Annotated in this window: 26 protein-coding genes and 2 pseudogenes; 7 read left to right on the plus strand and 21 right to left on the minus strand. The window is 72.2% G+C overall.

All coding sequences use genetic code 11. From position 1 onward, the window contains the following. Positions 1 to 332: 332 nt before the first annotated feature. Positions 333 to 968 (plus strand): uracil phosphoribosyltransferase, encoded by a 636-nt coding sequence (upp, locus tag JEK78_RS11280; protein ID WP_200258114.1) that lies wholly within the window; start codon positions 333 to 335, stop codon positions 966 to 968. 54 nt (positions 969 to 1,022) lie between these two features. Here the strand turns inward: upp and JEK78_RS11285 are convergent, their stop codons facing one another. From JEK78_RS11285 to JEK78_RS11300, 4 genes are all read right to left on the minus strand, one after another. After that, the gene (locus tag JEK78_RS11285; protein WP_200264109.1) at positions 1,023 to 1,655 is read right to left on the minus strand and encodes a LytR C-terminal domain-containing protein; all 633 of its coding nucleotides are present in this window, start codon (positions 1,653 to 1,655) and stop codon (positions 1,023 to 1,025) included. A 174-nt stretch (positions 1,656 to 1,829) separates the two neighbouring features. Next, complete coding sequence (locus JEK78_RS11290; RefSeq protein WP_200258117.1) at positions 1,830 to 2,126, minus strand: type II toxin-antitoxin system VapB family antitoxin; 297 nt, start codon at positions 2,124 to 2,126, stop codon at positions 1,830 to 1,832. A 228-nt stretch (positions 2,127 to 2,354) separates the two neighbouring features. After that, positions 2,355 to 3,020 carry an HdeD family acid-resistance protein gene (locus tag JEK78_RS11295; protein ID WP_200258118.1) on the minus strand — a complete coding sequence of 222 codons (666 nt, stop codon included), beginning with the start codon at positions 3,018 to 3,020 and terminating at the stop codon, positions 2,355 to 2,357. A 142-nt stretch (positions 3,021 to 3,162) separates the two neighbouring features. After that, complete coding sequence (locus JEK78_RS11300) at positions 3,163 to 4,116, minus strand: LysR family transcriptional regulator (protein ID WP_200258119.1); 954 nt, start codon at positions 4,114 to 4,116, stop codon at positions 3,163 to 3,165. A gap of 352 nt (positions 4,117 to 4,468) precedes the next feature. Here JEK78_RS11300 and JEK78_RS11305 point away from each other — a divergent pair, with 352 nt between their 5' ends. Next, positions 4,469 to 5,503 (plus strand): zinc-binding alcohol dehydrogenase family protein, encoded by a 1,035-nt coding sequence (locus JEK78_RS11305; protein ID WP_200258120.1) that lies wholly within the window; start codon positions 4,469 to 4,471, stop codon positions 5,501 to 5,503. 61 nt (positions 5,504 to 5,564) lie between these two features. On the opposite strand, the gene JEK78_RS11310 is transcribed toward JEK78_RS11305, so the two are convergent. From JEK78_RS11310 to JEK78_RS11325, 4 genes are all read right to left on the minus strand, one after another. Further along, positions 5,565 to 6,146, minus strand: a complete 582-nt coding sequence (locus tag JEK78_RS11310) for an HhH-GPD-type base excision DNA repair protein (protein WP_200258121.1) — start codon at positions 6,144 to 6,146, stop codon at positions 5,565 to 5,567. Positions 6,147 to 6,344: 198 nt separating this feature from the next. Continuing rightward, positions 6,345 to 8,768, minus strand: a complete 2,424-nt coding sequence (locus JEK78_RS11315; protein ID WP_200258122.1) for a helicase-associated domain-containing protein — start codon at positions 8,766 to 8,768, stop codon at positions 6,345 to 6,347. Between the two features lie 231 nt (positions 8,769 to 8,999). Further along, entirely contained in the window at positions 9,000 to 9,959 is a 960-nt protein-coding gene (locus JEK78_RS11320; RefSeq protein WP_200258123.1) for a phosphorothioated DNA-binding restriction endonuclease, read from the minus strand. 670 nt (positions 9,960 to 10,629) lie between these two features. Next, a complete protein-coding gene (locus JEK78_RS11325) occupies positions 10,630 to 11,187 on the minus strand; it encodes a helix-turn-helix domain-containing protein (RefSeq protein WP_200258126.1) in 558 nt (185 codons plus the stop codon). A gap of 77 nt (positions 11,188 to 11,264) precedes the next feature. On the opposite strand from JEK78_RS11325, the gene JEK78_RS11330 reads away from it, so the two are divergent. Next, a complete protein-coding gene (locus JEK78_RS11330) occupies positions 11,265 to 12,917 on the plus strand; it encodes an SAM-dependent methyltransferase (RefSeq protein WP_200258128.1) in 1,653 nt (550 codons plus the stop codon). Positions 12,918 to 13,001: 84 nt separating this feature from the next. Here JEK78_RS11330 and JEK78_RS11335 read toward each other — a convergent pair whose 3' ends face one another. Beyond that, the gene (locus JEK78_RS11335) at positions 13,002 to 13,304 is read right to left on the minus strand and encodes a hypothetical protein (RefSeq protein WP_200258131.1); all 303 of its coding nucleotides are present in this window, start codon (positions 13,302 to 13,304) and stop codon (positions 13,002 to 13,004) included. After that, positions 13,301 to 13,549, minus strand: a complete 249-nt coding sequence (locus JEK78_RS11340; RefSeq protein WP_200258134.1) for a hypothetical protein — start codon at positions 13,547 to 13,549, stop codon at positions 13,301 to 13,303. The genes JEK78_RS11335 and JEK78_RS11340 overlap by 4 nt, the downstream gene beginning before the upstream one ends. Before the next feature lie 186 nt (positions 13,550 to 13,735). Between JEK78_RS11340 and JEK78_RS11345 the strand changes: the two genes are divergently transcribed. After that, positions 13,736 to 13,963, plus strand: coding sequence for a winged helix-turn-helix domain-containing protein (locus JEK78_RS11345; RefSeq protein WP_200258136.1), 228 nt, complete (start codon positions 13,736 to 13,738; stop codon positions 13,961 to 13,963). A gap of 170 nt (positions 13,964 to 14,133) precedes the next feature. Then, a complete protein-coding gene (cpt, locus tag JEK78_RS11350) occupies positions 14,134 to 14,664 on the plus strand; it encodes a chloramphenicol phosphotransferase CPT (protein ID WP_200258137.1) in 531 nt (176 codons plus the stop codon). Between the two features lie 45 nt (positions 14,665 to 14,709). On the opposite strand, the pseudogene JEK78_RS11355 reads toward cpt, so the two are convergent. Continuing rightward, positions 14,710 to 15,099 (minus strand): annotated as a pseudogene (locus JEK78_RS11355) (transposase); the annotation flags it as partial. 4 nt (positions 15,100 to 15,103) lie between these two features. On the opposite strand from JEK78_RS11355, the pseudogene JEK78_RS11360 reads away from it, so the two are divergent. Next, positions 15,104 to 15,241: pseudogene (locus tag JEK78_RS11360) on the plus strand (acyl-CoA desaturase); the annotation flags it as partial. Positions 15,242 to 15,521: 280 nt separating this feature from the next. Here the strand turns inward: JEK78_RS11360 and JEK78_RS11365 are convergent. The 5 genes from JEK78_RS11365 to JEK78_RS11385 all read right to left on the minus strand — a co-directional run bounded on the left by JEK78_RS11365 (position 15,522) and on the right by JEK78_RS11385 (position 19,549). Beyond that, positions 15,522 to 15,959 (minus strand): hypothetical protein, encoded by a 438-nt coding sequence (locus JEK78_RS11365; RefSeq protein ID WP_200258138.1) that lies wholly within the window; start codon positions 15,957 to 15,959, stop codon positions 15,522 to 15,524. Positions 15,960 to 16,026: 67 nt separating this feature from the next. After that, on the minus strand, positions 16,027 to 16,758 hold the full coding sequence (locus JEK78_RS11370; protein ID WP_200258139.1) for a hypothetical protein: 732 nt from the start codon (positions 16,756 to 16,758) through the stop codon (positions 16,027 to 16,029). 7 nt (positions 16,759 to 16,765) lie between these two features. Beyond that, positions 16,766 to 17,572 carry a hypothetical protein gene (locus JEK78_RS11375; protein ID WP_200258140.1) on the minus strand — a complete coding sequence of 269 codons (807 nt, stop codon included), beginning with the start codon at positions 17,570 to 17,572 and terminating at the stop codon, positions 16,766 to 16,768. A 196-nt stretch (positions 17,573 to 17,768) separates the two neighbouring features. Further along, entirely contained in the window at positions 17,769 to 18,899 is a 1,131-nt protein-coding gene (locus JEK78_RS11380; RefSeq protein ID WP_200258141.1) for a pyridoxal phosphate-dependent aminotransferase, read from the minus strand. Continuing rightward, the gene (locus tag JEK78_RS11385) at positions 18,896 to 19,549 is read right to left on the minus strand and encodes a PAS domain-containing protein (RefSeq protein ID WP_200258143.1); all 654 of its coding nucleotides are present in this window, start codon (positions 19,547 to 19,549) and stop codon (positions 18,896 to 18,898) included. Before JEK78_RS11385 ends, JEK78_RS11380 begins: the two co-directional genes overlap by 4 nt. 252 nt (positions 19,550 to 19,801) lie before the next feature. Here JEK78_RS11385 and JEK78_RS11390 point away from each other — a divergent pair, with 252 nt between their 5' ends. Then, on the plus strand, positions 19,802 to 20,845 hold the full coding sequence (locus JEK78_RS11390; RefSeq protein WP_200258146.1) for a zinc-dependent alcohol dehydrogenase family protein: 1,044 nt from the start codon (positions 19,802 to 19,804) through the stop codon (positions 20,843 to 20,845). Positions 20,846 to 21,292: 447 nt separating this feature from the next. On the opposite strand, the gene JEK78_RS11395 is transcribed toward JEK78_RS11390, so the two are convergent. The 5 genes from JEK78_RS11395 to JEK78_RS11415 are packed head-to-tail and all read right to left on the minus strand — an operon-like array spanning position 21,293 to position 25,083. Beyond that, the gene (locus JEK78_RS11395) at positions 21,293 to 21,925 is read right to left on the minus strand and encodes a YIP1 family protein (RefSeq protein WP_200258149.1); all 633 of its coding nucleotides are present in this window, start codon (positions 21,923 to 21,925) and stop codon (positions 21,293 to 21,295) included. Further along, complete coding sequence (locus JEK78_RS11400) at positions 21,922 to 22,179, minus strand: hypothetical protein (RefSeq protein ID WP_200258152.1); 258 nt, start codon at positions 22,177 to 22,179, stop codon at positions 21,922 to 21,924. Before JEK78_RS11400 ends, JEK78_RS11395 begins: the two co-directional genes overlap by 4 nt. A gap of 21 nt (positions 22,180 to 22,200) precedes the next feature. Continuing rightward, the gene (locus tag JEK78_RS11405) at positions 22,201 to 22,722 is read right to left on the minus strand and encodes a stage II sporulation protein M (protein WP_200258155.1); all 522 of its coding nucleotides are present in this window, start codon (positions 22,720 to 22,722) and stop codon (positions 22,201 to 22,203) included. Continuing rightward, positions 22,719 to 23,426 (minus strand): heme ABC exporter ATP-binding protein CcmA, encoded by a 708-nt coding sequence (ccmA, locus tag JEK78_RS11410; RefSeq protein WP_200258158.1) that lies wholly within the window; start codon positions 23,424 to 23,426, stop codon positions 22,719 to 22,721. Before ccmA ends, JEK78_RS11405 begins: the two co-directional genes overlap by 4 nt. Further along, the gene (locus JEK78_RS11415; RefSeq protein WP_200258161.1) at positions 23,413 to 25,083 is read right to left on the minus strand and encodes a hypothetical protein; all 1,671 of its coding nucleotides are present in this window, start codon (positions 25,081 to 25,083) and stop codon (positions 23,413 to 23,415) included. The genes ccmA and JEK78_RS11415 overlap by 14 nt, the downstream gene beginning before the upstream one ends. Positions 25,084 to 25,102: the final 19 nt, after the last annotated feature.

Here is a 25,102-nt window from a genome sequence, read left to right on the forward strand (position 1 = left end):
GGTTGCCACCGGTGAACGCGCCCCGGCGGGACGCACCGGCGCGCTCCATGCCGCCCTGTGCGGATCGTACGCGGATTCGTCCGGAGCCCGCGCGCGTCGACACCGGAGGTCCCGGCGCGCCGTGCGACCGGGCCCCAACCGGGCCCGTCGGTGGTGTCGTTCGCCGAGCCGTCGTCGGCCGCGGGCGGGCGCTTCGGCGTGCCGCGCGACTGTCCGCGGCGGTGATGTCACTCGGGTGGCGGCTTGACTCCGGCGGGTCGGGGCCGACCGGACCCCGTGTCCTCGGCCGGACCGCGCCAGGGCCCCGAGCGGCGCCCGGCTACTGTGGGGACATGCGTCTCCACGTCGTCGACCACCCTCTGGTCGCCCACAAGCTCACCACGCTGCGCGACCGGCGCACCGACTCCGCGACCTTCCGTCGCCTGGCCGACGAGCTGGTGACCCTGCTCGCCTACGAGGCCACCCGCGACGTGCGGACCGAGCGGGTCGACATCCGGACGCCGGTGGAACGGACCACCGGGGTCAAGCTGTCCCACCCCCGTCCGCTGGTGGTGCCCATCCTGCGCGCCGGCCTGGGCATGCTGGACGGGATGGTCCGGTTGCTGCCGACCGCCGAGGTGGGCTTCCTCGGCATGATCCGCAACGAGGACACGTTGGAGGCGTCGACGTACGCGACCCGGATGCCCGAGGACCTCTCCGGGCGTCAGGTGTACGTCCTGGACCCGATGCTGGCCACGGGCGGCACTCTGGTGGCGGCGATCAGGGAGCTGATCGAGCGTGGCGCGGACGACGTGACGGCCGTGGTGTTGCTGGCCGCGCCCGAGGGAGTGGCGGTCGTGGAGCGCGAGCTGGCCGGGACGCCGGTCACGGTGGTGACGGCGTCCGTCGACGAACGTCTGGACGAGCGCGGCTACATCGTGCCGGGGCTGGGCGACGCGGGGGACCGGATGTACGGCGCGGCCGAGTAGGGCCGAGTGGGACCGGGGTCCGGGCTCCGCCGTCCCCGAGCGCGTGATCGGCGCTCAGCACTCGCGAGCGGGTGACTCGGCGGGCTTCGGCGCGGTCGCGGCGGTAAGGGCCGCCTCCGCGTCGGCTCGCTTCCGCAGTCCCGTGAAGGCGTCGCCCAGGACCAGGTCGACCTCGGCGCCCTCGCGTGCGGTGTCGGCCCGCCGTTCCGCGTCGGCCACCTGGAAACCGAGCAGCCGCAAGGCGGTCTTCTCCGAACCGGTCGACCCCAGCAGGATTCCGGTGCCCGACACCTTCTTGTCGAACTCCGCCGGCGCGTTGGCGACCTCCCCGATGGCGAAACCGCGCTTCTCCAGCTCGTCGGCGGTCTTCTGGGCCAGGCCGCTTCGCGTCGTCGCGTTGAGCACGTTGACGGTGACGTCGCCCGGTTTCGGCAGTGCCGAGATCGCCGGGGAGACGGCGGCGGGCGAGGGGCTCGTCCGGGCCGCCGCGGTCGCGCACGCCGGCTTGGCGCCGGCGGCCGAAGCCGCGTCACCTTGGCCGAAGACGTGGAGGAGTTGCAGCGTGCCCCAGCCGAGCAGGCCGAGGCCGGCCAGGCAGGCCGTCACCAGGAGGGCGAGCCTGCCGCGCCGCCGGGGCGTCCGCATCCGCGGGTGGGTGTCCCCCGTGACGCGGTATCGACCACCCATACCGGGAGGAGTCAGCATGCTCATGAGCGCAGCGTAGTGCGGGAGGGCGATACTGCCTACCGGATGATCATCAGATATTGACCCGAGCCGCTCGATCCCCACCCGAACGGGGCATTCCGGGGGCTCGGGTGTCCCCTCGATCGAGTTCCCGGCCGTCGACCTCGCGACCGGCCGTCAGTCGAGTTCGAGAACGCGCGCGTGCAACACCTGGCGCTGCTGGAGGGCCGCCCGGACCGCGCGGTGCAGGCCGTCCTCCAAGTAGAGGTCGCCTCCCCACTTCACCACGTGGGCGAACAGATCGCCGTAGAAGGTGGAGTCCTCGGCGAGGAGGGTCTCCAGATCCAGCTGCTGTTTGGTGGTGACGAGCTGATCGAGGCGGACCGGGCGCGGCGCGACGTCCGCCCACTGCCGGGTACTCTCCCGGCCGTGGTCGGGGTACGGCCGGCCGTCTCCGATGCGCTTGAAGATCACACGGAAAGCCTACCGGCCCCGTCGTCTCCCGCGCAGCCATGAACGAGCAGTGAGCGCCGGAGAAGACGAGGGATAGAGGGGCAAAGGCGGGCAGTCGGCCGAGGCGCGCGTCCGAGTCCCGCGCCCGATTGGCTCGTACGTGCCGTGCGGGCGCCGTCCGTGTCGCCGGAGCCCTTCGGCGTGTCCGTGCCCGTCCTTGCCCCGCCGGACGCGTTCGTCCTCGGTCGGTCAGAGGGGGCGCGGGACCTCGCGGGCCAGAGCGCGGATCCGGAAGGCGGTGATCACCTCGACGAGACCCACCGCGATGAGCCAGCACCCGGCCAGGACGGTGAGGACCGCGACGGACTTGAACGGCGACACGATCAGCACCACGCCGGCGAGCGCGGACACCACACCGACGAAGATCTGCCAACCCCGGGCCGGCATCGCCGGGTCCTGAGCCGCGGCGACCGTCTGCGTGATGCCCCGGAACAACCACCCGATGCCGATGAAGAGGGCGAGCAACAGGACCGATTGCAAGGGCCCCCGGAAGCAGAACAGTCCGAGCAGGACCGACAGCGCGCCGCTGACGAACGCCAGCACCCGCAGCGAGGTGGTCCGGTGGGTACCGAAGGCGGACGCCAACTGCAGTACACCGCCGACGAGCAGGTAGAGCCCGAAGAGGACGCCGGCGACGCGGACCGACGCCTGAGGCCAGGCCAGGACCAGGGAGCCCAGGACCAGCGACACGACGCCGGTGACCAGTACGGCCTGCCAGGCCACCCGGGACAGCGGGTGCGGCGGCCCCTCGTCGGGGAGTTCGGGCGCGGGCGCGTCGGGTGGCGTGGGGCGGACGTCGCCCGCACGGTCGTCGTCCCCCGCGTCGCGGGGGGATCCGCTCGGTTGCCGGCTCATGCCCCATCCTCCGCCCGCGCGGGAGCGCCCCGCCACTCCGGGCGTCCGAGCGGGCGAGGTCGGGGACGGGGGACGTGGCGGGGCGGCGGCGCGCACCTCGACCGCCCCCCCACCGGGGAGGCGGGGTTCGTTCGGGGCCGCCTCACGCCAGGCGCTCCGCTCGGGAAGCGGTTCTTCGGTCCCCAAAGCCCGCGAAGAGCGCCCGGATGTGCCCGGGCGTCAGCGGGATGTCACGGCGAAGCAGGTCGAGGAAAGCCGAGGAGGCCGGGTCGGGGCTCGCCCGGGTATAGGCCGTGAGCCGTCGCGCCAAGGGCGGATCGGGCCGCAGCAGTCGGCCGGGGAAGTGCTCGGGTATGACGTTCCCGGGCACCAGGGCGACGCCCGTCCCGGTCGCCGCGAAGGCCGCGGCGGCCGGCGCCTGCCGGGTACGGACGCTGCCCGTCGGGCGGAAACCCGCTCCCGCGCAGGCCTGGTCGACGAAGTCAGCGAGCCCGCTGTCCTGGGTGAAGAGCACCCACTCCCGATCGGTGAGGTCGGCCAGACGGATCCGGCCTCCGTGAGGAGGGAGCCCGGTCGCGTCGGCCGAGGCGACCAGGAAGAACTCCTCGGATCCCAGCTCTCGCACGACGCCCGGCCAATCCTCGGGCGCCGGGCCGATCGCCACGTCCGCGTGCCCCGCCGTCATGGACTCCACGACGTCCGAGGTGTGCGCGTACTCGAACAGCGTCACGCGCATCCCCGGGTGACGCCCGCGCCACAAGGCCAGCGCCTCGGGCAGCACACCGTGGCTGATCGAGTACAGAGTGGAGACGTGCAGTTCGCCGGAGGCGAGTCCGGCCGCGCGGCGGGCCGCGGCGGTGCCACGCTCGGCGTGCGCCAGCGCCGACCTGGCGAAGGGGAGCATGGCGCGCCCGGCGGGGGTGAGTCGAATCGCTCGTGGCAGACGCTCCACCAGGGCGCTGCCCACCTCCTCCTCCAGCGCCCGGAACTGGTGGGACAACCCGGGTTGCGTGACCCCGAGGCGAGCGGCGGCGCGGGTGAAGGACCCCTCGTCGACCAGGGTCACGAAGTACTCCAGCTGCCTGAACGTCGCCATGCGCACAGCTTATCGATTTCTGATTTCTCTTTCTTTGTGTTCATGTGCGCTCGGGTGCACGATGGGCGGCGTTAGGGCGCTCCCTTCGGGGCGCGCGAGCGGTGAGAGGCGGGTGGCGTCCGGCCACCTCGGCTCCGGAGAGCGGCCCGGCCTGGCAAGCGACCGACCCACCCGCTCGCCGCGACGGCGAGTGGCGTTCGCGCAGCGCGGACCAGGACCGACCCGGGGACCGGCACGACGCGGAAGACGCGGGCGGGGTGCGCGAGCGGCGGCGCGCGCACCCCGCCCACCCCCGCGGCGGCCCGTGCGTCGTCGCCGCCCGATCCCACACCGGAGAACGGAGAAAAACACGATGGACATCCCGAGCACCATGCCCGCCGTCGGATACCGCGAGAACCGGCCCGTCGAGGACCCCGAGAGCCTGCTCGACCTGGAGGTCCCGGTACCCCGTCCCGGCCCGCGCGACGTGTTGGTGCGGGTCGAGGCGGTGGCCGTCAACCCGGTCGACTACAAGACCCGTGAGGGCGCGGACCCGGCGGGGCGGGACCGGATTCTCGGGTGGGACGCCGCCGGCACCGTGGTCGGCCTGGGGTCCGAGGTGGAGACCTACGCCCTGGGAGACGAGGTGTACTACGCGGGGGCCCTCGACCGCCCCGGGGCGAACTCCCGCTACCACGTGGTGGACGAGCGCCTGGTCGGGCGCAAGCCGTCCCGCCTCTCCTTCACGGAGGCCGCCGCACTGCCCCTGACCGCGCTCACGGCCTGGGAAGGTCTGTTCGAGCGGCTCGGCCTGTCCACGGAGAGCCGGGAACGGTCCGGCACCCTGTTGATCACGGCCGCGGCCGGTGGCGTCGGCTCGATCGCCGCACAACTGGCCCGTGCCCTCACCGGCCTCACCGTGGTCGGGACCGCTTCCCGCCCCGAGACCGCGGAGTTCGCGCGGGCGATGGGCGTCGAGCACGTGATCGATCACCACAAGCCCATGGCCCCGCAACTGGCCGAGGTGGCGCCGAACGGCGTGGACCACGTCTTCTCCACCGCCGGGACCGCCCGCAACCTGCCGGTCTACGCGGAGGTCCTCCGGCCGTTCGGCGGGATCGTCGCCATCGACGACGACGAGAGCCTTCCCCTGGGCGTTCTGAAGGCGAAGAGCATCTCCTTCCACTGGGAGTTCGTGTTCACCCGTTCCCTGTTCCGCACCGCCGACCGGGCACGACAGCGCGACATCCTCGACCGGGTCGCCCGTCTGGCGGACCGGGGAGACGTGGTCAGCACCGGCACGACGGATCTGGGGCCGGTGACGGCGGCCAACCTTCGCGAGGCGCACCGGATCCAGGCCTCGGGCACCGCCGTCGGCAAGATCACGCTCACCGGGTTCCCGGACTGACGCGGCCGGGCCCTGCCCTGAGCCGTCGACGGCGGAGGGGCCACCTCCCCGGCGGGCCGTGCTACTCCGCCCGCTTCGCGGCGGCCTTCAGCTCCCGCTTGTGGGCCCGCACCTTCGCCAGGGACTCGGGCCCGGTGATGTCGGCGACCGAGCGGAAGCATCCGCTTCCCCCGTACTCGCCGGCCGCCTCGCGCCATCCGTCCGGGCGGACGCCGAGTCGCTTGCCGAGCAGGGCCAGGAAGATCCGCGCCTTCTGCGGCCCGAATCCCGGCAGCTCGCGGAGGCGCCCCAGCAATTCCTCGGCCCGCTCGACTCCCCGCCACACGGCTTCGGCGTCGCCGTCGTAGGCGTCCACGAGGTGCCGGCACAGCTTCTGGACGCGTCCGGCCATCGCGCCCGGGTAGCGGTGCACGGCGGGCTTGGCCGACAGCAGCGCGGCGAACTCCTCGGGGTCGTACGCCGCGATGTCGTGGGCGTCCAGATCCTCGGCGCCCATCCGTTCGGCGATGGTCGCGGGGCCCCTGAAGGCCCACTCCATCGGTACCTGCTGGTCGAGCAGCATCCCGACGAGGGTGGCGAGGGGACTGCGCCCCAGGAGCGCGTCGGCCTCGGGGTCCTGGGCGAGGTGCACGGTGACGTCCATGCATCGATGGTCGCCCGCCCCGGCGCGTCCCGCGCGCGGTGCGGGCGGAGGGAGCGGGGCCGGGCGGAGGGAGCGGGTGCGCCTCCGCCCGTTCGGGCGGCGTGTGCCGGTCCCCGGGCGCGCCCCGGTCCGCTCCCGGGACCGTGCCGATGCGCCGCCCGGCGCCCGCCGGGATCCGTGGGCTTCGCCCCCCGCCGCTCACTCGGGGGCGACGCCCATGACCCCCCGGATACGGGAGAGGGTGAAGACGCGCTCGGCGTCCCTCAGACCGCACCAGGCGTCCAGATACGGCGGGTCGAGTTCCAGCTCGCTCAGCGTGCGCACCGTCCTGTTTCCCGAGGTCGCCACGTACTCGACCGTGACGGGGCGACCCGTGTCGACGGCGTGGGCGAGCTGGCGCACATCGCTGGGAGAAAGTCTCTTGGCCCAGTGCGCGACGCTCTTCTCGGTCGCCGTGGTGAACGGGACCTCGTCGTCTGAAGCGGTGGCGTCGGCGGAGGATTGCCGCGACAGCCGCGCCGCCAGCCGCTCCGGGTCCACCGGTGTGGCCGCTTCGGCCGCGCCCTTGCCACCGGGCCTGCCGCGTGTGCGGCGTGTGCGGCGTGGGGCCGGAACGGGGGCCTTCGCCCGCCGCGGCCGGCTCTTCTCGATCCGCACCGTGCCCGTCGCCGTCTCGGAGACGGGGGCGTATCCCTCCGCCCGGAGCGCGGCGAGGGTCGCGTCCAGGGACGTGCGAGCGACCAGGACGGTCGGTGCCAAGCGCCGGAGACCCAGCTTGCCGAAGCGACGGTGGGCCGCGATCTCCGCCAGGAGCGCGGGGTCGTCGCCGTGCAGAACACAGCCGGCCGGAGCCACCCGGACCCGCCCGTGCCCCCGCGCGGTGTCCGCGATCAGATAGGACAGCGGCTGCGGCAGCGGGCCCGCGGCGACGGCGGCCAGGTCCTTCGTGATGTCGGCCGGGTCCACGCCGGCGTCGAGCGCCCGGCGGATTCCGGCGGCGCTGAACCGCCACACCGACGCGGTGCCGCTGGTCTCCCGGTCGGCGACGGAGTCCAGCAACGTGGCCAGCCGACTGGACGGGGTGCCGGTGACGACGGCGGTGAGATCCGCGCCGATCCGCGCCGTCGAGGTGGCCGAGGGCAGCAGCCGACGGCACTCGGCCTCCAGGTCCCGGGCGGTGCCGGCGCGCAGGGCGCGCCCCAGACCGGACAGGGCGCCGCGCGCGACGACGCCGAGGAGTTCGGCCTCGCGCGCCACGGTGGCGAAGGGCGTCCCGTCCGACGCGGACATGTGGGCGAACGGACGGTGCCAGCCCACGGCGTGGCCGAGGTCGGAGAGGGACTTCGCCCCGTGGTCCGCCGGCAGCCGCGCGGCCGTGGCGAGCAGTCCGTCACGGGCCTGCGCGCAGCCGCCGCAGGGAGGCGCGCCCGCCAGAGCGGGAACGGGCTTGTCGTCCTCGTCGCGCGCCTGGGTGGGGGTGAGCGGCAGGTCGCGCCAGGACCGGAGGAGCACGGCGAACCTGTCGGCGGGCTCCTGTTCCGCCCAGGCGTCGTAGGCGGGGGTCGGGGCCACGTGGTCGTCGCTCCGGTTCAGCAGCCCGGCCCGGTGAGCGGTTTCCAGGACGAGGCGCACCACGGCGGCCTCGGCCTGCGTCGCCTTGCCGAGGCGGGCCAGCTCGCGCGCGCCGATCCCGCCGGACTTCAGCGTGGTCGGAGGGGTCGTCGAGCACGCGGATAGGACCAAGGCGGCCTGCGAGGCGAAGGCCGTCGCCGCCGCCGACGCCTCGCTGTCCACGTCCGTGGAGGTCACGGGGGTCGACGCCACGGTGGGCGGATCGGGGTCGAAGGGGGCGTGCCAGTCCGGCCCACGCAGGGCGCGCGCCACCTCGGCGGGCATGCGGGCGGGGCCGTAGCCGTACTGGTGGCGGACCAGCAGCCCGCGCTCCACGGCCCAACGCTCGGCGCGATCGGAGGGTTCGGGGAAGCCGAAGGAGAGGAACGCCGACCGGCTCGACTCTTCGTCGGCGAGGCGTTCGAGCAGCTTCCTGGTGGCCGTCGGGGCCTCGGCGACCACCGAGGCGACCCGCTCCGGGTCGCCGTGGTGCGCTACCAGCGCCGCGAGCCGTGTCGCCTTGTGGGCGGGCGGTTTCACGCCCAGCCTCGTCAGCATGGCCCGCAGTTCCTCGGAGGTCAGTCCCGTGAGCAGCTGCTCCGTGGGCTCGTCCAGCCCGAGGGGCTGTCCCCATGCCTGTCGCAGCGCCTCGGACATGTGCAGCCGACCCGCGTCGTCCGGCCAGATCAGAGCGAGATCCGCCAGCGCCCCGAGCGTCGTCCTCAGCCCGACGGACGTCGGCTCGTCCGTGACGCCCAGCAGCTCCGTCAGGGCGTCCGGCGAGGCCGGCTCCCGCAGCGACGCGAGCGCCTCGGCGACCTGGAGACAGGGCATGGTCAGCCGCGGCAGAGCCAGGGCGACCGACCCCGGTCGTCGCAGCCGGTCCGCCAGTTCCCCGAGCGAGCGCGGCTCGGGAGGGGCCGCGGCGTCCTCACGGGCGCGGATGACCTCCGCCAGACGTGAGCCGTCGAGGCCGCCCAGCCATTTCGCCAACGTCGATCGGGACTTCACGCGGGGAGCACCTCGCCAGACCAGGGGAACATCGAGCCGGAGCCGGAGCCGGAGCCCGGCTCCGCGACCAAGCATGGCGCATACGGGGCGGGCCTGTCCGGGGGGTGCGGAACACGCGGGCCGGCCGGGCTCCACGGGCTCTCCCCTCTCATCCGCGGAGGGTGGCCCGCGCCCCGCGGTGGCCGGTGGGTCGGGCTGTCACGTGGTCGTTTGACGGCCGCCGGGCGGTGTCTACCCGGTGGAGGCGGCGAGCGGGTCCGTCCCGCGCTCCTCCGGTGATTCCTCGGGCGAGCGGGTTCGGGGCACACCGCCGCAGGGGCGCGGCTGGCCCTGGAACACCTGCCGGGTGTGCCAGGAACGATGGCGACTCGCCACCGATGGCGTCCCCGGCTGGGGGCCGATGACGGGTCGCCCGGCGAGAGCGATGACGTGGTCGCGAGCGGCGGCGCCCCGCCCGACGAAGTCTCGTGACACCAGGACTCGGTGGCTCTCCCCGATACCGAGGACGCCCTTGTCGAAGAGCTTGTGGTGCATCGCGCACAGACACAGTCCGTTGTCGACCTCGTCGGGACCGCCCAAGGCCCACCAGCGCACGTGCGCGGCCTCCAGCCCGACGGGGGTGGCGCCGATCCGGCCGTCGTAGCCGCAGAAGGCGCACTGGTATTCGTAGGCCGTCAGGACGAGTTCCCGCATCCTTCGGTTCCGCCGCCGCGCCGGTGGGGCTTGCCCCGTCACCGTCGACTCCCCGTCGAGTCCGATCGCGTCGCGAAGCTCGTCGTGCAGGGAAGGAGGGAAGTGCCGGTCGAGCAGAACACTCGCCATGCGCCCCGCCAGCGACGGCTCCCGTCGCAGGGCCGCGCGCAGCTCCGGGGCCAGCCTGCCGGCGGCCCCGGTCGCCCGCAGCTCCCTCACCCCCGTCCCGGGACTGCCGGGTCCGCGCCGGGTGCGCACTTCCCACACGCCGTCGCTGACCAGGTGATGGAACGGGTAGGCGGGCGTGGTCCTGTGCGGTGGACCGTACTCGGACAAGAGCCGCTTCAGGTCCTCCTCCACGGCGCTGTACCGCAGTTCGTCCTCGGAGTCCGCCACGAACCGACCGAGCGCGTAGAGCAGCAGCAGCGGCTTGTGGGGAGCGCGCGCCCCGCCCTTGGTCCACTGCCGTAACGTCGCGACCCGCTCCAGCCAGTCCATGGCCGCCGATCGTACGGTGGAAGCGACATCCACAGCACGGAGATCGGCGACACGCCATGCCCCAGCGGCGCCGGGCGTGCGGCGGTGAGGGCGACCTGGACCACCGACTCGTCCAGTTCGCCGGCGAACCGTGGGAACTGATCCACCGCGCCAACCAGAAACGCACGCGCGGCGAGACCTACTTGCCCAAGCGGATCAAGAGCGTGCGCGGCCTGCGCGTAGCTGCCCGCATCGCCCTGGCCGTGACCACCCGCATCGACGACCAGCGCCCCGGTGCCCGCAAGACTCGCCTGACGAAGCATCCACGAGGGTTCTCGCCACCGCACCTGCGCCCTGAGCCGAGGGGCGAATCGGATTCGTGGAGATGTGGAGATGCCTCTGATTTCCGTGACCGGTGGCTGCGGACGCGTCGCTTTTCTCTCGGTGCCCGGGGACCCCTCATGCGACGTCGTGCGGGGAGGTGGCGGACACCGTCCGGTGGTACGTCAGTGTCCAGGTGGCGGACCCCGAGAGGGCTCCGTCGCCCACGATCTATGCCGAACGACGGTCCCGGATGTCACCCCTTCCCGGTGCGTCGCGTGATCGTGAGGTCGAGAAGGGCATGGCGCGCGAGCCGTGGGCGGCCGGGCAGGGGATCGGGAGGGGTGGGCCGTCGCGGCGGACGGCCTCCTCACTGGTGCACGTGGGCGCGCCGGCCGTCGCGGTCGAAGACCATGATCAGTTCGGCGGGGGCGTCCAGGGCCGTGATCGCGTGCGGCACCATCGTCTCGAACTCGGCGGCCTCCCCCCGCTCGACGTCGATCCGTCGATCGCCCAGCCACAGGCGCGCGCGCCCCTCCAGTACGAGGAACCAGTCGTGGCCCGGGTGGACCCGTAGGCCGGGGGGTGTCTCGGTCGGTTCGAGGCGCATCTTGACGGCTACCGTGCGCCCGTCCGGTCGGCTCAGTGGCCACGTCGTCCGCGTGCCGCTGCTGTGTGGGACGGGACGGATGACGACGTCGTCGTCGCTGGGGACCTCGAAGAGCGCGTCGAGGCTGATGTGGAGGGCGTTGGCCAGCGGCACGAGCACGTCGAGGCTGAGCGTGCGCTTGCCGGTCTCGACCCGGCTGATGGTCGACGGACTGAGGTTGGTGCGCTCGGCCAGTTCTTCCAGGGAGTACCCCAGCGTGGTGCGCATGCCGCGCAGGCGAGATCGTGCCAGGGCCTCGATGTCGGCGACTCCGTTCATGTGGTTCATCCTGGAGTCGTATTGCTGATTCCGCAAGCCGCGTTGCTGAATGCGCGTGGAGTTGTACTGTCGAAGGCATGAGCGAACACCCCGCACGCTGCGGCCACTCCACCTCTTCCGGCCACCCCGAGCAGGCCGGACCCGCCTCGCTCCCCGCCCAGGAGCGCCACTGCGACGTGGCGGTCATCGGCGGTTCGGCCGCCGGTCTCGCCGCCGCCCTGCAACTGGCGCGCCAACGACGCGGCGTGGTCGTGGTCGACGACGGCACCCCGCGCAACGCCCCGGCCGCGCACATGCACGGCTACCTGGGGTACGAGGGCGCCGCCCCCGGCGAACTGACGTCGGCCGGGCGGGAGGAGGTACGCGCCCACGGCGGCGACGTGCTCCCCGGACGGGTCCTGGGGGTGAGCCGTCGCGACGACGGCCGGTTCCGACTCGACCTCACCGGTGGGCACGCCCTGGTGGCGCGGCAGGTGCTCGCGGCGACCGGCCTGTCGGACGAACTGCCCGCGATCGAGGGTGTGGCGGAGGGGTGGGGGCGTGGCGTGATCCACTGCCCGTTCTGCCATGGTTTCGAGGTGCGGGACCAGCGCTTGGTGCAGATCGTCACGCACCCCCTGGGCCTCCACTCGGCCCCGCTCTTCCGACACCTGACGAAGCGGCTGACCGTGGTGCTGCACGACCCCACCGGACTCGACGAGGAAGTGGTCGAAGCGCTCGCCGCCTCCGGCGTCGGCGTCGAGCGCGGCGGCGTCGCCCGGGTCGTCACCGGGCCGGAGGGAGAGGTGTCCGGGGTCGAGATGAGCGACGGTCGTACCCTCGAAGCGGACGCCGTCGTGGTCGGCGCGCGGTTCCGCGCCCGCGCCGACGTGTTGGCGGGAGTCGGCCTCTCCACCACCCCGCACCCGAACGGTGCCGGCGACATCCTGGCGGTCGACGCGAGCGGCGAGACCGACGTGCCGGGGATCTACGCGGCCGGCAACGTCACCGACCCCAGCCTGCAGGTGCTGCCTTCGGCGGCCCACGGCAGTCAGGTCGGCGCGATGATGGCCTTCCGCCTCGCCGAAGAGGACCTGCGCGCCGGGGTTCGGCCCTCGGGCGCGGAGGTCGAGTGGGATCAACGCTACGGAGGCCCCGACCGGGCGTGGAGCGGCAACCCCAACGGCACGCTCGTCCACGAGGTCACCGACCTGGCGCCTGGCCGGGCCCTCGACGTCGGAACGGGCGAGGGCGCCGACGCCCTCTGGTTGGCCGAGCACGGCTGGAAGGTCACCGCCACCGACATCTCGGGCAACGCCATCGCCCGGGTGGGCGCCGAGGCCGAACGCCGCGGCCTGAGCGTCGACCTCGTCCACGGTGACGTCAACGACCCCGAGCCCTTCGGAACGGCGACCTTCGACCTGGTCTCGTTGCAGTACGGGTCGTTCAAGCGCACCCCCGACCGGCGCGGCCTGCGCGGCCTCCTCGGCGCCGTCGCCCCCGGAGGCACCCTCCTGGTCGTGCACCACGACCCCGCCGTCATGCGCGCGCCCGTGGACGTGGCGACGCGGACCCGCGGCTACGACCCGGAGGCGTACGTGGGGGTCGACGAGATCGCCGAAGCGCTCGCCGCCGACCCCGACACCTGGCATGTCGAGACCCACGAGACCCGACGACGACCCCCCGGCGCGGCCAGTGTCCACCACGTCGACGATGTCGTCCTGCGCGCGACTCGACGACGCCAGGACTGACACGCCCCGCCCCGCCGGGCCCTCGCCTTCCGGGCGAGGGCCCGGTCTCGGTGTCCACCGGCGGAGCTGTCCGGTGGGCGTCGACTACGCGTCGGTCCGGTAGGGCGGGATGCGTTGCGCGCGGCACTCGGCGACGTTGAGAACGTCCGTGAGGCTTTCGAGGAGGCGGCGCGCGAGCCGGCGAAGCTCGTCGGCGCCGAGGGCCGGGGTGCTCTCGATCATGGGTTCGGCCAGGTCGCGGACGGTGGTCGCCGACTCGACCTGTTCTTCCTCGACGGTGTCGGCCAGGCGCGAGAGGAACGTCTCGGTGCCGTCGGTGACGATGTAGGCGGGCTTGCCGTTGGCGGTCCAGGACAACAGGCGGACGTGCGAGGAGGAGAGGGTCATGCCGCCGCCCTGTGGTGGCGGATGCCGTGGGCGTTCTCCCAGGCGATGAGGTACGGGCGGACGAGCGGTGGCTCGTGGGCGGGTGGGTGCCCGACGGGTCGCGGGAGGCCGGTGCCGGTCACCGAGCGTGTGATGATCAGTCGGAGGGGCGGGGCGCTCGGAGCGCCGGGGTGTGGGGCGATGCCCCGCCGCTTGCCCCGAGGCGGCATGAGCCACGTCAGGACCAGAACCAGTAGGGTTCGCACGTCTGCACTCCTTGTCGGTGCGGGCCATGCCCCCGGACCGGTAGTGCGGTCGCGGGGGTCCCTGTTTCGCGCGTTGTCTTCGCTGTCCGTCGTCGCGCTTCGACTCAGAGTAGCGCGCTAGGTGTACTAGGTGCACCAGAGTTTCTCATCTCGCGAAGGGGCGGTGGTGTGCTTAGGGTTACTCGAATGGAGTTCGAGCCAGAGATCCCCAGGTGGCGGCAGGTGTACGAGGTGCTGTGCGCTCGGATCGAGAGTGGGGAATACCCGCCTGGTTCTCGGGTCCCGTCCATCGTTCAGGTGGCCGCGGAGTTCGGCATCGCCAATGCCACGGCTCAGAAGGTTTTGCGTGCTCTCAAGGACGAGGGTCTGACGTACACCGAACCCGGCCTCGGTTCGTCGGTCCGGAAGCGGTAGCCCCTGGGCGTGGGAGCCTACGACGGCCATCCCGCGCCCGCTCACTCCGAGTGCGTGTACCCGGTCGCTAGTGCTCTGACCGGGAAGGTTCCCCGGGTTGTGGCGGGCGGTGCAGCGTTCGCGGAAATCCGTTCAGAGCGTTGCTGCGGTGCCTCTATTGTGGCGCGGTGATGACTGAGGTGATCGTTCTCAACGGTGGTTCCAGCTCGGGGAAGTCCGGGATCGTTCGGTGTCTGCAGGCAGTCCTGCCGGATCCGTGGCTGGCCCTGGGGACGGACACGCTGGTTGAGGCCATGCCCGCGTCCATACAGGCGTCGGATACGGGGATCGAGTTCGCTCCGGACGGACAGGTGATCGTCGGGCCGGAGTTCCGGACGCTGGAAGCGGCATGGATCGAGGGGGTCGCCGCGATGGCCCGTGCGGGTGCCCGGGTCATCGTTGATGAGGTCTTTCTCGGCGGAGCGGACTCGCAGAAGCGATGGCAGAAGGCTTTGGGCGAACTGCGGGTGCTGTGGGTTGGTGTCCGATGCGACAGTGCGGTAGCCGCAGGTCGTGAGGTCGCACGAGGTGATCGGGTCATCGGCATGGCGGCGTCCCAGGCGGACGTGGTCCACCGGGGCATGGTCTATGACCTGGAGGTGGACACCACGCATGCCGAGTCGATGGAGTGTGCACGGATCATCGCCGCGCATGTCAGCTGATCGGCGGCCCGGCTGTCTGCCGCTGTGACCGCAGTCCCGGGACGGTCAGGCCGCTGTGGCCAGGGGCCGTCCTCCCCAGCGGATGCCCTTCTCCGCGCGGATCCGGGCGCGTTCGCGTCGTTGGGCTGCCAGCACGTCGGGGTGGCGGGCGTTGGCGTTGCGCCAGCGTAGGTACCGGTGCAGCTCGCGGGTCTGGACGGTGTGGTTGGAGTGGTGGGAATTGGCGAGGGTGAACTGCCGCAGGGGCCCGAAGTGCGCCTCGATGGGGTTGGCCCAGGAGGCGTTGGTCGGGGTGAAGCACAGCTCGACCTTGTTTTTCTTCGCCCAGCGGCGGATCTTGGCACCTTTGTGGGCGGAGAGGTTGTCCAGGACGATGTAGATCGGGGCGCCGTCGGGGCGGGCGGCCCGGATCGACTTCAGGGCTGTGAGGGTGTTGGCCGCGCAGGTGATCGTGCGGCGGTACTGCGCGGAGATCGGCGTGCCGTACCACGAGACCGGGCTGATCCGGTCCTACGGGGAGGCCCTCGCCCACCTGCACCGGGTGGGCGAACCCATCAGGCGGCGCGAGGCGGCGTGACGGATCGCGGGAGGCTCGCGGCGACCGCCCGAGACGAGGCCGCCCACTCGAGAAGCCCCCATGACGGCCGGCCGACGGTCGACTCGGGCGAGCGCGCGGATCACGCACACCGCCCACACGCGGCACCGCCCCGCCCCGCGGAGAGGACGGCCGCCCGCGGCCGACGGAGGCGCGGGGCATCCGGGTGCGGCAGGGCCGTTCCGCGCCGTCACCGACATCGACGGTCACCGGACCGCCCGGCCGTCGCCGCGGCGATCCTGGACGATCGACCGCCCGAGCCCTACGAAGCCTCCGTCCCGGGCGGCACGATCTCGAAGAACTCGATGTCCAGGGTCTCCCCTGGACGCCCGACCGCGTTCGCCAGCGCGGCCCGTACCCGCTGCCACGCGATCTCGTAGCTCGCGGCCGGCTGGATGGACAGGCCGGTGGGCAGATCGTGCTGTGCGGGAAACTGAGTGTGCCAGAGCCTGCCGTCGAACACGGCCGCGCCTCCGTAGACAGGGGTATCACCGCCTTCGCTCCCGAAGAGGTGTACATCGATCTCGCTCGAACCACGGTCGAGGACGCGGCCGAGTTCCCGATCGACCGTGGCGATCAGGGCGCCCTCGGACACGCCGGACACGGTGACGGCCGGACGGTCGGGCACCTCGACTCTGGCGCTGAAGTGATCGCCCTCTCGGGACACGATGCCGAAGTAGATGTGTCGGAATACGCTCATGGGTCTCCGATTCCACAGGTCGGTGGAGCGTCCGTCTCGGCCACGGCGGTGACGGTGCCGGGTGAGGTCAGTCCGCCACCGGTCTCCACCGGCGAGTGGAGGAGGCCGCCGCCACAGCACCCCAGGCCGCGAGAAGGACGGCCCCGCACAAGGCTGCCATGGACATGGGGGCGAGGGCGGCGAGGGAGATGGTTTCGGGCCGGCCGAGCTGGATGGGCGTCGCCAGCCAGACCGAGGTCAGCACCCCCAAGGCGACGGCGAGAACGCAGGGGAGAAGGAAGGACCACACGGCGGTCACGAGGAAGACCGTGTGTCGTCCCGTCAGCATGCCCAGAGGAGCCAGTTCTCGCCCGCCGCGCAGGAACTCCCCCAGCGCGCCCAGTCCCGCCGCCAGGGCGATGGTGAACAGTCCGACCATCGACAGCAATCGAATCCAACGCGTGGCGGCGTCCAGACCACCGACGGAGGTCAGGTAGAAGCCGCCGGCAGAGGTCATCTCCGCCTCGGCGCCCAAGTGCTCGTAGGCCAACCGCTTGACCAGTCCGATCGGCAGATCCTGGCCCGAGCCCGCCGTGTTCACCACCACCAGGGACAGCGAGACCTCGTCAGAGGGGCGCCAGCCGGAGGTATCACCCTCGACGGTGGCCACTGAGGTGGGGTCGTAGGCGCTCCAGGAGACGAGTTCCTGGAGTCGGGGGTCGGATCCGCCGAAGGGCAGCCGCTCGGGACTGGTCCGGCAGGGGGCCCGCAAGGCGTGGAGGGTGACGCACGGTCCGATGAGCCGGGTCGCGCTGGTCATCTCCTCGTCAGAGGCCTCCACCCGCAGGACCGCGGTCCCGACATTCGGCGGGCGTACGGGGTCCACCGGCACACTCGTCGCGGGACGCAGGCTGTCGGCGCGCCCACAGGCCACGGTCCGACTCGTCTCCTCTCTGGTACTGGCGATCGGTCTGGCCGCCCAGACCCAACTCTGGGGCGGCCTCTTCGGCGAGAACGCCTCGCGGGCCGTCGCGACCCTGGACCAGGTCGGCAGCAGTGTGCTGACCACGCACTATCCGCAGTCCGAGGAAAGGCTGGCCCAGTGAGCTCAGCAGGGTGCCGACCTTGGCGCAGGCGACACCGACCACGGCGGGGAGTGTGGCGAAGACCAAGGCGGTGCCAGCGACGTAGTAGGGGAGTTTGAGATCGTCCGGCACGACCTCCGTGCCACGCACCACCAGCAGCAGGAGAGGGGCGAACGCGAGGACGCTCAGCCTGTGCGCCCGCCCGGGGCGCGCCGTCGGCCGAGTTCCGGTCCGCTGCGCACCGTCCGCTCGGGGTCCCAGGAGGACACAGGCCATGAGGACGAGCAGGGGAACCGTCGACAGAGTGAGGCCGAGCAGGGGCATCGCGGCGATGGCGTCCGGGTGGTAGAGGACGAAGTCGACCAAGGGCAGGGGCAGGTCCGTCAGCATGGCCGGCACGAACAGGGCCAGGGAGGCCAGGGTCCCGACACAAATCGGGAGCGCCGCCTCACCGATGGTGAAGGCCGTCCTCGACCGAATCCCGGCACCGAGGACGGCCAGCAGTCTGGACCGACGGTCTCGGGCCGCCGCCCCGGCACGTGCGGCCACGACGACGAGGAGGACAGTGGGTACGAGGACGAGCCCGACCAGCGCTCCGTAGAGTTGCTCGGTCGGCGCCAGGTTGTCGGACTCTCCGAAGGTGGCGGCCGTGGGGCCTCCGAATCCCCGTGCCGCGAACTCCGTCCACGGGTGAGCCGCGCGCCGACTCGTGGCCGGCCGCGGTGGCCTCAGGGGGGCGAAGGCGTCACTGGTTCCGCAACCATCGGGCGAACGCGGCCAGACCCTCCTCGGGGTTCGCGCGACCGACGCCGATGCGGAAACGGTCGTTCGGGCCGTCGGTGAGTTCGGAGCGGTAGACGCCGGCGGGCAGGAGCAGGACGCCCGCCTCCCGGAGCAGGCGGGCGCAGAACTCCTCCACTCCGTCCGGGCCGAGATAGCGAGGGTAGGCGACGCAGCCGCCGTCGGGGGCCCGCCAGGCGAAGAGGTCGGCGAACTCGGCGAAGAAGGCGTCGAAGAGGGGCAGGTTGCGAGCGATGAGCGCCCGGTTCCGGTCCAGGATCGTGGTGCGGGCCTTCAGCGCGACGCGAGCCAGGACCTCGCTCGGGGCGGAGTTGCAGATCGTGGTGTAGTGCTTGGCCCGCTCCAGTCGGGACAGCAGGTCCCGATCCCGACAGGTGATCCAACCGATCCGCAGGCCGGGCAGGCCGAGCGACTTGGAGGTGACGTTGAGCGACAGGGCGCGCTCGGACAGGTCTGCCGCCTGCGGCAGGGTACGGGCGGTGTCCCGCTCCAGCCCGCGATACACCTCGTCGCTGAACAGGTGGATGCCGCGCTCGTCGCAGAGCCCCGCCAGCTCGGCGAAGTCGGTCGCGCCGATGACCTTGCCCGTGGGGTTGTTGGGGAAGTTCACCGAGACGACCCGGGTGTTCGGCCGGATCGCCGCCCGCACCGCGTCGAGGTCCAGAGCCCAGTCCCGGTCGGGGTCGAGGGCGACGCCGGTGACCTCGCACAGCGCGAGCGGTACGGTCTCGGCCGCCTGGTAGTTCGGGGTCGCCACCACCGCGTGGTCGCCGCTTCCCAGCAGGACGTTCATCGCCAGATAGAGGGCCTCCTCGGCGCCGGCGAAGCAGATCACGTCGGCCGCGTCCGCCCGCTCGTACGTGGCCGCGATGGCCTCGCGCAAGGCCGGGTCGCCGTAGGTCTCGGTGTAGCCCAGCGACAGGTTCTCGAACGCGGCGCGGTCGTGCTCGTCGGCCAGGGCGAGCAGCTCGCCGAGTGTCATGGTCTGCGCGTCGGACGCGGTCAGGTGGTGGCGGGCGGTGAACTCCCAGCGGGAGAGGTGCGTCTCCAGGCGGAACTCGGGAAGTCTGGTCAAGGCGTGCGGTCCTTCGCGCCGGGAGCTCTGAGGTCGGCCAGGAGGGCGTAGAGGGTGGATCGCGACACGCGCAGGGCGGCGGCGACGGCGGGGGCGGCCCGACGCGCGGCGAAGACCTTGGCCTCGTCCAAGCGGGCCACGACGGCCAGGCGATCGGCGCGAGTCAGTCGCTCGACCGGACGGCCGCATTCGCGCACGTACGTTCCGACGATGTGTCGGACGCGCTCGTTCCAGTCCTCGTCGAACAGCGGCTCCGGTCGGGGCGCCGTCGGGGCTCCGAAGGCGGAGAGCACGGCCGCCGCCTGCTCCAGCGGCGTGCGGTCGAGGTTGACGCACAGCACGGCCGCGGCCCTGCCGTCCGGGTCGCGCAGGACCGCGCTGACCGACGACAGGCGTCGACCGTCCGCGAGCCACTTCTCGTAAGGGCCGAAGACGTCTCGCGCCGCCGGGTCCAGTCTGTCCAGCTCGCCGAGGAGCGAGGGGTCGCCCGGCTTGCGGGAGTCCATCGGGTTCCAGATCGCCAGGACGCGGTCGGTGTCCGGGTCGTGCAGCACCACCTCGGCATACGGTCCGAGCAGCAGCGCGACGGCCTGACCGGCGGGTCCCCAGGTGCGGACTCGATGGTCCGTGCTGTCTTCTCCGACCTCCATGGCTGGACTTTATATCCAGACTGGACAGAGTGTCCAGCATCAGGGTGAGTCGGTCCCGGGGAGTGTTCGGTCGAGCGCCCCCGGCCCGGCGAGCGCGGCGCGTGCGGGGGCGATGGCGGGTCCGGGGCGTCCGTGACCGCCGTTCCCGGCGAGGACGATCACGGGTGCGGGGAGCGTGGCTGGACACGAGAACACGTGCTCGGCGACCCTGGCCGCTTCGAGTCAGGTCCCGAGCAGTCCCAGGAGAACCGCGTGCGCGCTACCGTGATCAACGGCCCCCACGACATCCGGATCGAGGACGTGCCGGACCCGACGGTCCGGCGGCCGACCGACGCGGTGGTCCGGGTGGTCGCCGCCTGCGTCTGCGGCAGTGATCTTTGGGCGTACCGAGGCGTCGCCAAGCGGGCGGCAGGGCAGCGGATCGGGCACGAGTTCCTGGGTGTCGTCGAGGAGACCGGTTCCGAGGTGAGCGGTTTTCGTCGCGGTGACTTCGTGGTGGCCCCGTTCGTCTGGTCCGACGGCACCTGCGACTACTGCCGCGAGGGCCTGCACACCTCCTGCCCCGAAGGGGGCTTCTGGGGGGAGATCGGTTCCGACGGTGGTCAAGGCGAGGCCGTCCGCGTGCCGTTCGCCGACGGCACCCTGGTGAAACTGCCCAAGGAGGCGGTCCACGAGGAGAAGCTGCTGCCCGCGCTGCTCGCCCTCTCCGACGTGATGAGCACCGGCCACCACGCCGCCGTGGCCGCGCGAGTCCGCCCCGGCTCCACCGTCGCCGTGGTCGGCGACGGCGCGGTCGGCCTGTGTGGCGTGCTCGCCGCCCGGCGGCTCGGTGCCGGCCGGATCATCGCGATGGGCCGGCACGAGCGGCGCACCGCGATCGCCCGCGGCTTCGGTGCCACCGACGTCGTGCCCGAGCGCGGCGAAGCCGCTGTCGCGGCCGTCAGGGAACTGACGGGCGGCCGTGGTGCGCATGCCGTTCTGGAGGCCGTCGGCACCGAGGAGTCCATGCGCACCGCGATCTCCATCGCCCGCGACGGCGGCGCGGTCGGCTACGTCGGAGTCCCCCATGGTGGCTCCGCCGGCGTGGACCTGTCCCGGATGTTCGGCCGCAATGTGGCACTGTCCGGCGGCGTCGCCCCCGCCCGCGCCTACATCCCGGAGCTGCTGCCCGACGTCCTCTCCGGCGCGATCGACCCCGGACCGGTCTTCGACCGGACCGTCGGACTCGACGAGGTTCCGGACGGCTACCGCGCCATGCACGACCGCGAGGCGCTCAAGGTCCGCATCACCTTCTGACTCCACCACCGCGATCACGGAGGACGCCCGACTCCTCGGGATCGACTCCGCGCGGAGTCCTTCGGGCGAGCGGGCACGTGACACCGGACCGGATGCGGTGGCCGCCGACCGGCTCGGCCCTGGACGCCGACCGGCCGCGGGACGAGGTCCGCGGCCGTCTGGTGAAACACCTTGGTGAACCGGAGGCGTCGCTGCTCATCGACGACACCCAGGCGCAGAAGAAGGGTGCCGAGTCCGTCGGGGTGGCCTTCCGGCCCTGCGGGATGGCCGGTGATGCCACCGAACCGGAACTGGCCGTGTCGATGCCGAAGGACGGTGGCAACCGTCATGGCCCGCGACTTCTGGCGCCTCCTCCACCGGGCCCGCGCTACCGTCAGCCACTACCGACGGCGCGGCGCCCCCCTCCCACGGCCTGCGAACCCGACTACCGGCCCTGGGGCGGCGCCCCTACGGGAGTATGCCGACCAGGCCGATGAGGGTGGTGAGTAGGCTCACGACGCCGGAGCGCGCCCTGCTCAGTCCGAGCCCCTGACGGCAGCCGAGGAAGAGCAGCACGGCGACCGCGATCAGGAAGGGGTCCACGGTGCCTACGAGGCCGGCATGGGCCACGACCCAGTCGGGGGTCATCACGACGACGACGATGACGTAGCAGATCTGCCTCAAGACCAGTGGGAAGGCGGCGTATGCCCACAGCGCGAGGAGCTTCCGGTGGGTGACGCGCACCCGGCCGACGATACGGACGGACACCGCGAAGAGCGCGTAGTTGGCGACCATCATGGCCACCTGCACCAGGCACATCACCAGGCCCGCGAGCACGGCCAGGTAGCCTGCCGCGCCCGCTCGGTCGGCGAGGGCGGGATCCTCCATCAGGCTCGTACGGATACTGTCGTGGACCACCGCGGCGAAGACGACCGGCATGAGCGGCAGCACGATCAGCAGCGCCCGCAGCGCGTGCCGAGGAGGGGCGCCATCCGCCACGGCCCGGAACACCGTGCCTGGCGCGGCCAGTACCAGCCACGGCTGTGGTGCCTGCCGCCCCGCCGAGGTGGGTTCGGCTCCGGCGCGCGGGGTCGCCGTCACTGGATCATTCCTGTGACGATCACCGAGAGGCCCGCCAGCACGGCGATCGCGGCGGTCACCCGGGCGAACAACCGTTGGGCGGGTGGGAGAAGGACGGAACTCACCGCGAGGCCCATGCCCATCAGGCAGAACACGGTCCCGTACCCGTAAAGGCCGGGCAGCAGGATCAGGGAGATGAGGGATCCGGCCGACGGCAGGATCAGGCCGATGGCTGCGATCCCGCTGCGGGCAGCCTGGGTGCGGTCGGTGTCCAACAGGATTCTCCTCGAAGTGTTTTACGGTGTGACGGCCTCGAGCGCTTCGAGTGCCGAAGCGGGTGCGAGGAGGAGGAGCCCGGCCGCCGTGAGCACCCCGCTGTCGCGGATCCACGTTCGGCGGGGCGGCAGTGGCCGCTCGCGCACGGCGCTGAGGGCGCGAGCGCCGCCGGACAGCCCGACGGCGGTCACCAGGACGAACGCGGCGAGCTCCGGGAGGAGGTGGGGCAGTCGCACGAGGAGGTCGGTCATGTCGTGTCCGCTGCTCAGATAGGCGCCGAGAGCGTAGCCGTTGACGAACCATGCGCCGAACGCGGCAGCGAGTGCGAGCAACCCGAGCGTGAGCAGTCCCACGAACGCGGTAGCCACGGCGACGGTGGTGTTGTGTAGCCACACATCGAGAGCGCCGCGATCGCCGAGCCCCTTGTAGGAGGCTGTGTCGCCGAGCAGCCGGCCACACAGACCTCCGGCGACCAAGGGAAGCGTAACGACGGCAAGCGCGATGCCGAGGGGGAGCCGCTGCCGACGTATGACACCTCTCACCTGCTCGCCTCCGGTCCCGGCACGCTGTTGGCGAGGGCTTCGCAGAGCTGGGCGAGGGCGTGCGGCCCGCTGGTCACCTCGCTGACGCTGCCTCGGGCGACGTGCAGGGTGCGGGTGGCCAGCCCGTCGAGTGGGGCGAAGGCGTGCGTGGCCACGAGAACGGCTCCGCCGTCGGCGAGATGTCCGCGAAGCCGACCGCGCAGGAAGGCGGTGGTCGCGGCGTCGAGTCCGTTGAACGGTTCGTCGAGCAAGAGCAGTTCTGGCCGGTGCAGAGTGGCCAGGGCGAGCGCCAGGCGCTGCCGCTGCCCCAGTGAAAGTGTGCTCACCGGCCGGTCGGCGACCTCGGCGAGGCCGAGCTCGACGACGCGGGCGGCGGTGTCGGGCCCCTGCTCGGTCTGCCACAGGCGGGACAGGAAGTCGAGGTGCTCCGTCGGGCTGAGCACGTCGTACAGCGGCGGCTTGTCCGCCATGTGCCCGACGAGGGCACGGGCCGCCGGCGAACCGACGATGTGCCCGCTGACGCGCACTGAGCCTGTGGTGGGCTCGATCAGGCCCGCCGCGGTGCGCAGGATGGTGGACTTTCCGGCGGCGTTGGAGCCCCCCAGCACGACGCATTCGCCGGCTTCGACGCGAAGAGAGATCCGGTCCAGCGCGGGAGCGTCCGCCCGCGGGTAGCTGACGGTGACTGATTCAAAGGTGAGCATGGGCTTTCGTGGTGGCGTGGTCGGGTGTGTCGGCGGCTGGGCCGGTGGCGCATCCAGCGAATGCGCGGCGTTCGGAGTCTTGGGGCGCCTCACGAGCGTTGCCGAGGGCCCACACGCGCGGCAGCGCCGCTCCCGCCGGGTAGGCGACCGCCATGACGAGGAGGCAACACAGGATGGCCAGGATCGTGCTGTTCGGGGCGATGAAACCGATCGCGCCGGCGATCGGGCCCGCGACGCTGACCATGACCCCCGTTGTCAGCATGGTGGCGGCTCGTACCTGTGGTTCGGGCTCAGGCAGCATGACTTCGGGGCGCAGTGGGGCAGGATGATTGCCGGAAGCGACGACGAGCACGGTGGCCTCGACTGCCGCGCAGGCCAGCACGGCGGGAGCGAGTCCGATGACCGCTGACGCGGGCATTCTCAGGAGCAGCTGGACGACGATCAGCAGGACGGCGCCCACCGCGGTCACGACCAAGGTGTACGCGCCCGCGCGGACGGCACCCAGCCGTTCGAGGGAGCCGGGCACGGTACGCAGCAGATCGCGGGCCTGTCCTTCGGAGTCCATGCTGATGACGGGCGCGAGTACTTCGCCGAGAATGCCCAGCACGGTTCCGAGCATCGAGGCCGTGATGGCGGTGACCACGGCCTGGGTGAACGGGCCCGTCCCGGCGGACGGTCCGAGGACCTTGAAGATCACCACGCAGGCGGTCGTCACGGGCACGACCACGGTGGCTCCAGCGAGCAGTTCCCAGGCCTGCGGGCCACGGCGCACCAGAACCCGCACGTCCTTGGCCCGGATGGCCGCCTCCGGATTGCCCGGCAGGGGACGATGTACGCGCCAGGTCCCGGGGGTGGTCATGCGTAGTTGAGCGGTGTGCGGGTCGAGTCTGCTCAGCGCGACCAATGCGAGCACCACGGCGACGGTGGCCCCGGCAAGCAGTCCACCCGCCGTCGCGGCGAGGGGCGGTGTCGAAGTTCCCGCCGTCGAACCGACGGCGGACAGCACAGTGTGAGGCTGGGACCACCGGCTGAACACGAGGATGCATGCGGCAGCCGAGAGCAGCGAGCGCCCGGCGCTCAGAAACGGGATCAGGGGACCGCTCCAGGCGGGGGGCGCCAGCAGGGCGAGCCAGAACAGCACCATGGCACAGGACCGCGCCACGACCGCGGATGCGACCACGCCGCACGTACCCCACAGGAGCACGCCCACAGCGGTGGTGGTCGGGAGTGCCCCGGTGAGCACGGCCCCGGCGGTGCCGGCACCGCCGAGCACCAGCGAGGTACCCGCTGCGAGGAGCGCTGCGGGGGCAAGCAGCCGGGCGGTGGCTATCTCCGCTGCGGTCAGCGGGAGTTGGCGCAGCAGCACCGCGTCCGGCACCAGCATGGAACCCCGTACGGCCTGGATGGAGAACCCGGCCACTACGTTGACGATCAGAAGCCCGGCCCAGAGGATCCGCACCCCGGTGACGGCACGCTCGGCACCGACCAACTGCCACAGGCCGGCCCCGCACAGCAGAGCCACGAGCAGGGTTGCGGTCACGGCGGTGACCGCAACCCTCATGACCCGTGCGGGCGTTGTCAGTAGGCCGGGAAACCGCGCGCACCACACGCGCATGCGACGTCGCTGGTCCAGCCGCCAGAGCGTCCAGATGGCCATGCTTCCTCGGTTCCTGCCT

It is taken from the genome of Streptomyces sp. HSG2 (assembly GCF_016598575.1).
Lineage (GTDB): Bacteria > Actinomycetota > Actinomycetes > Streptomycetales > Streptomycetaceae > Streptomyces.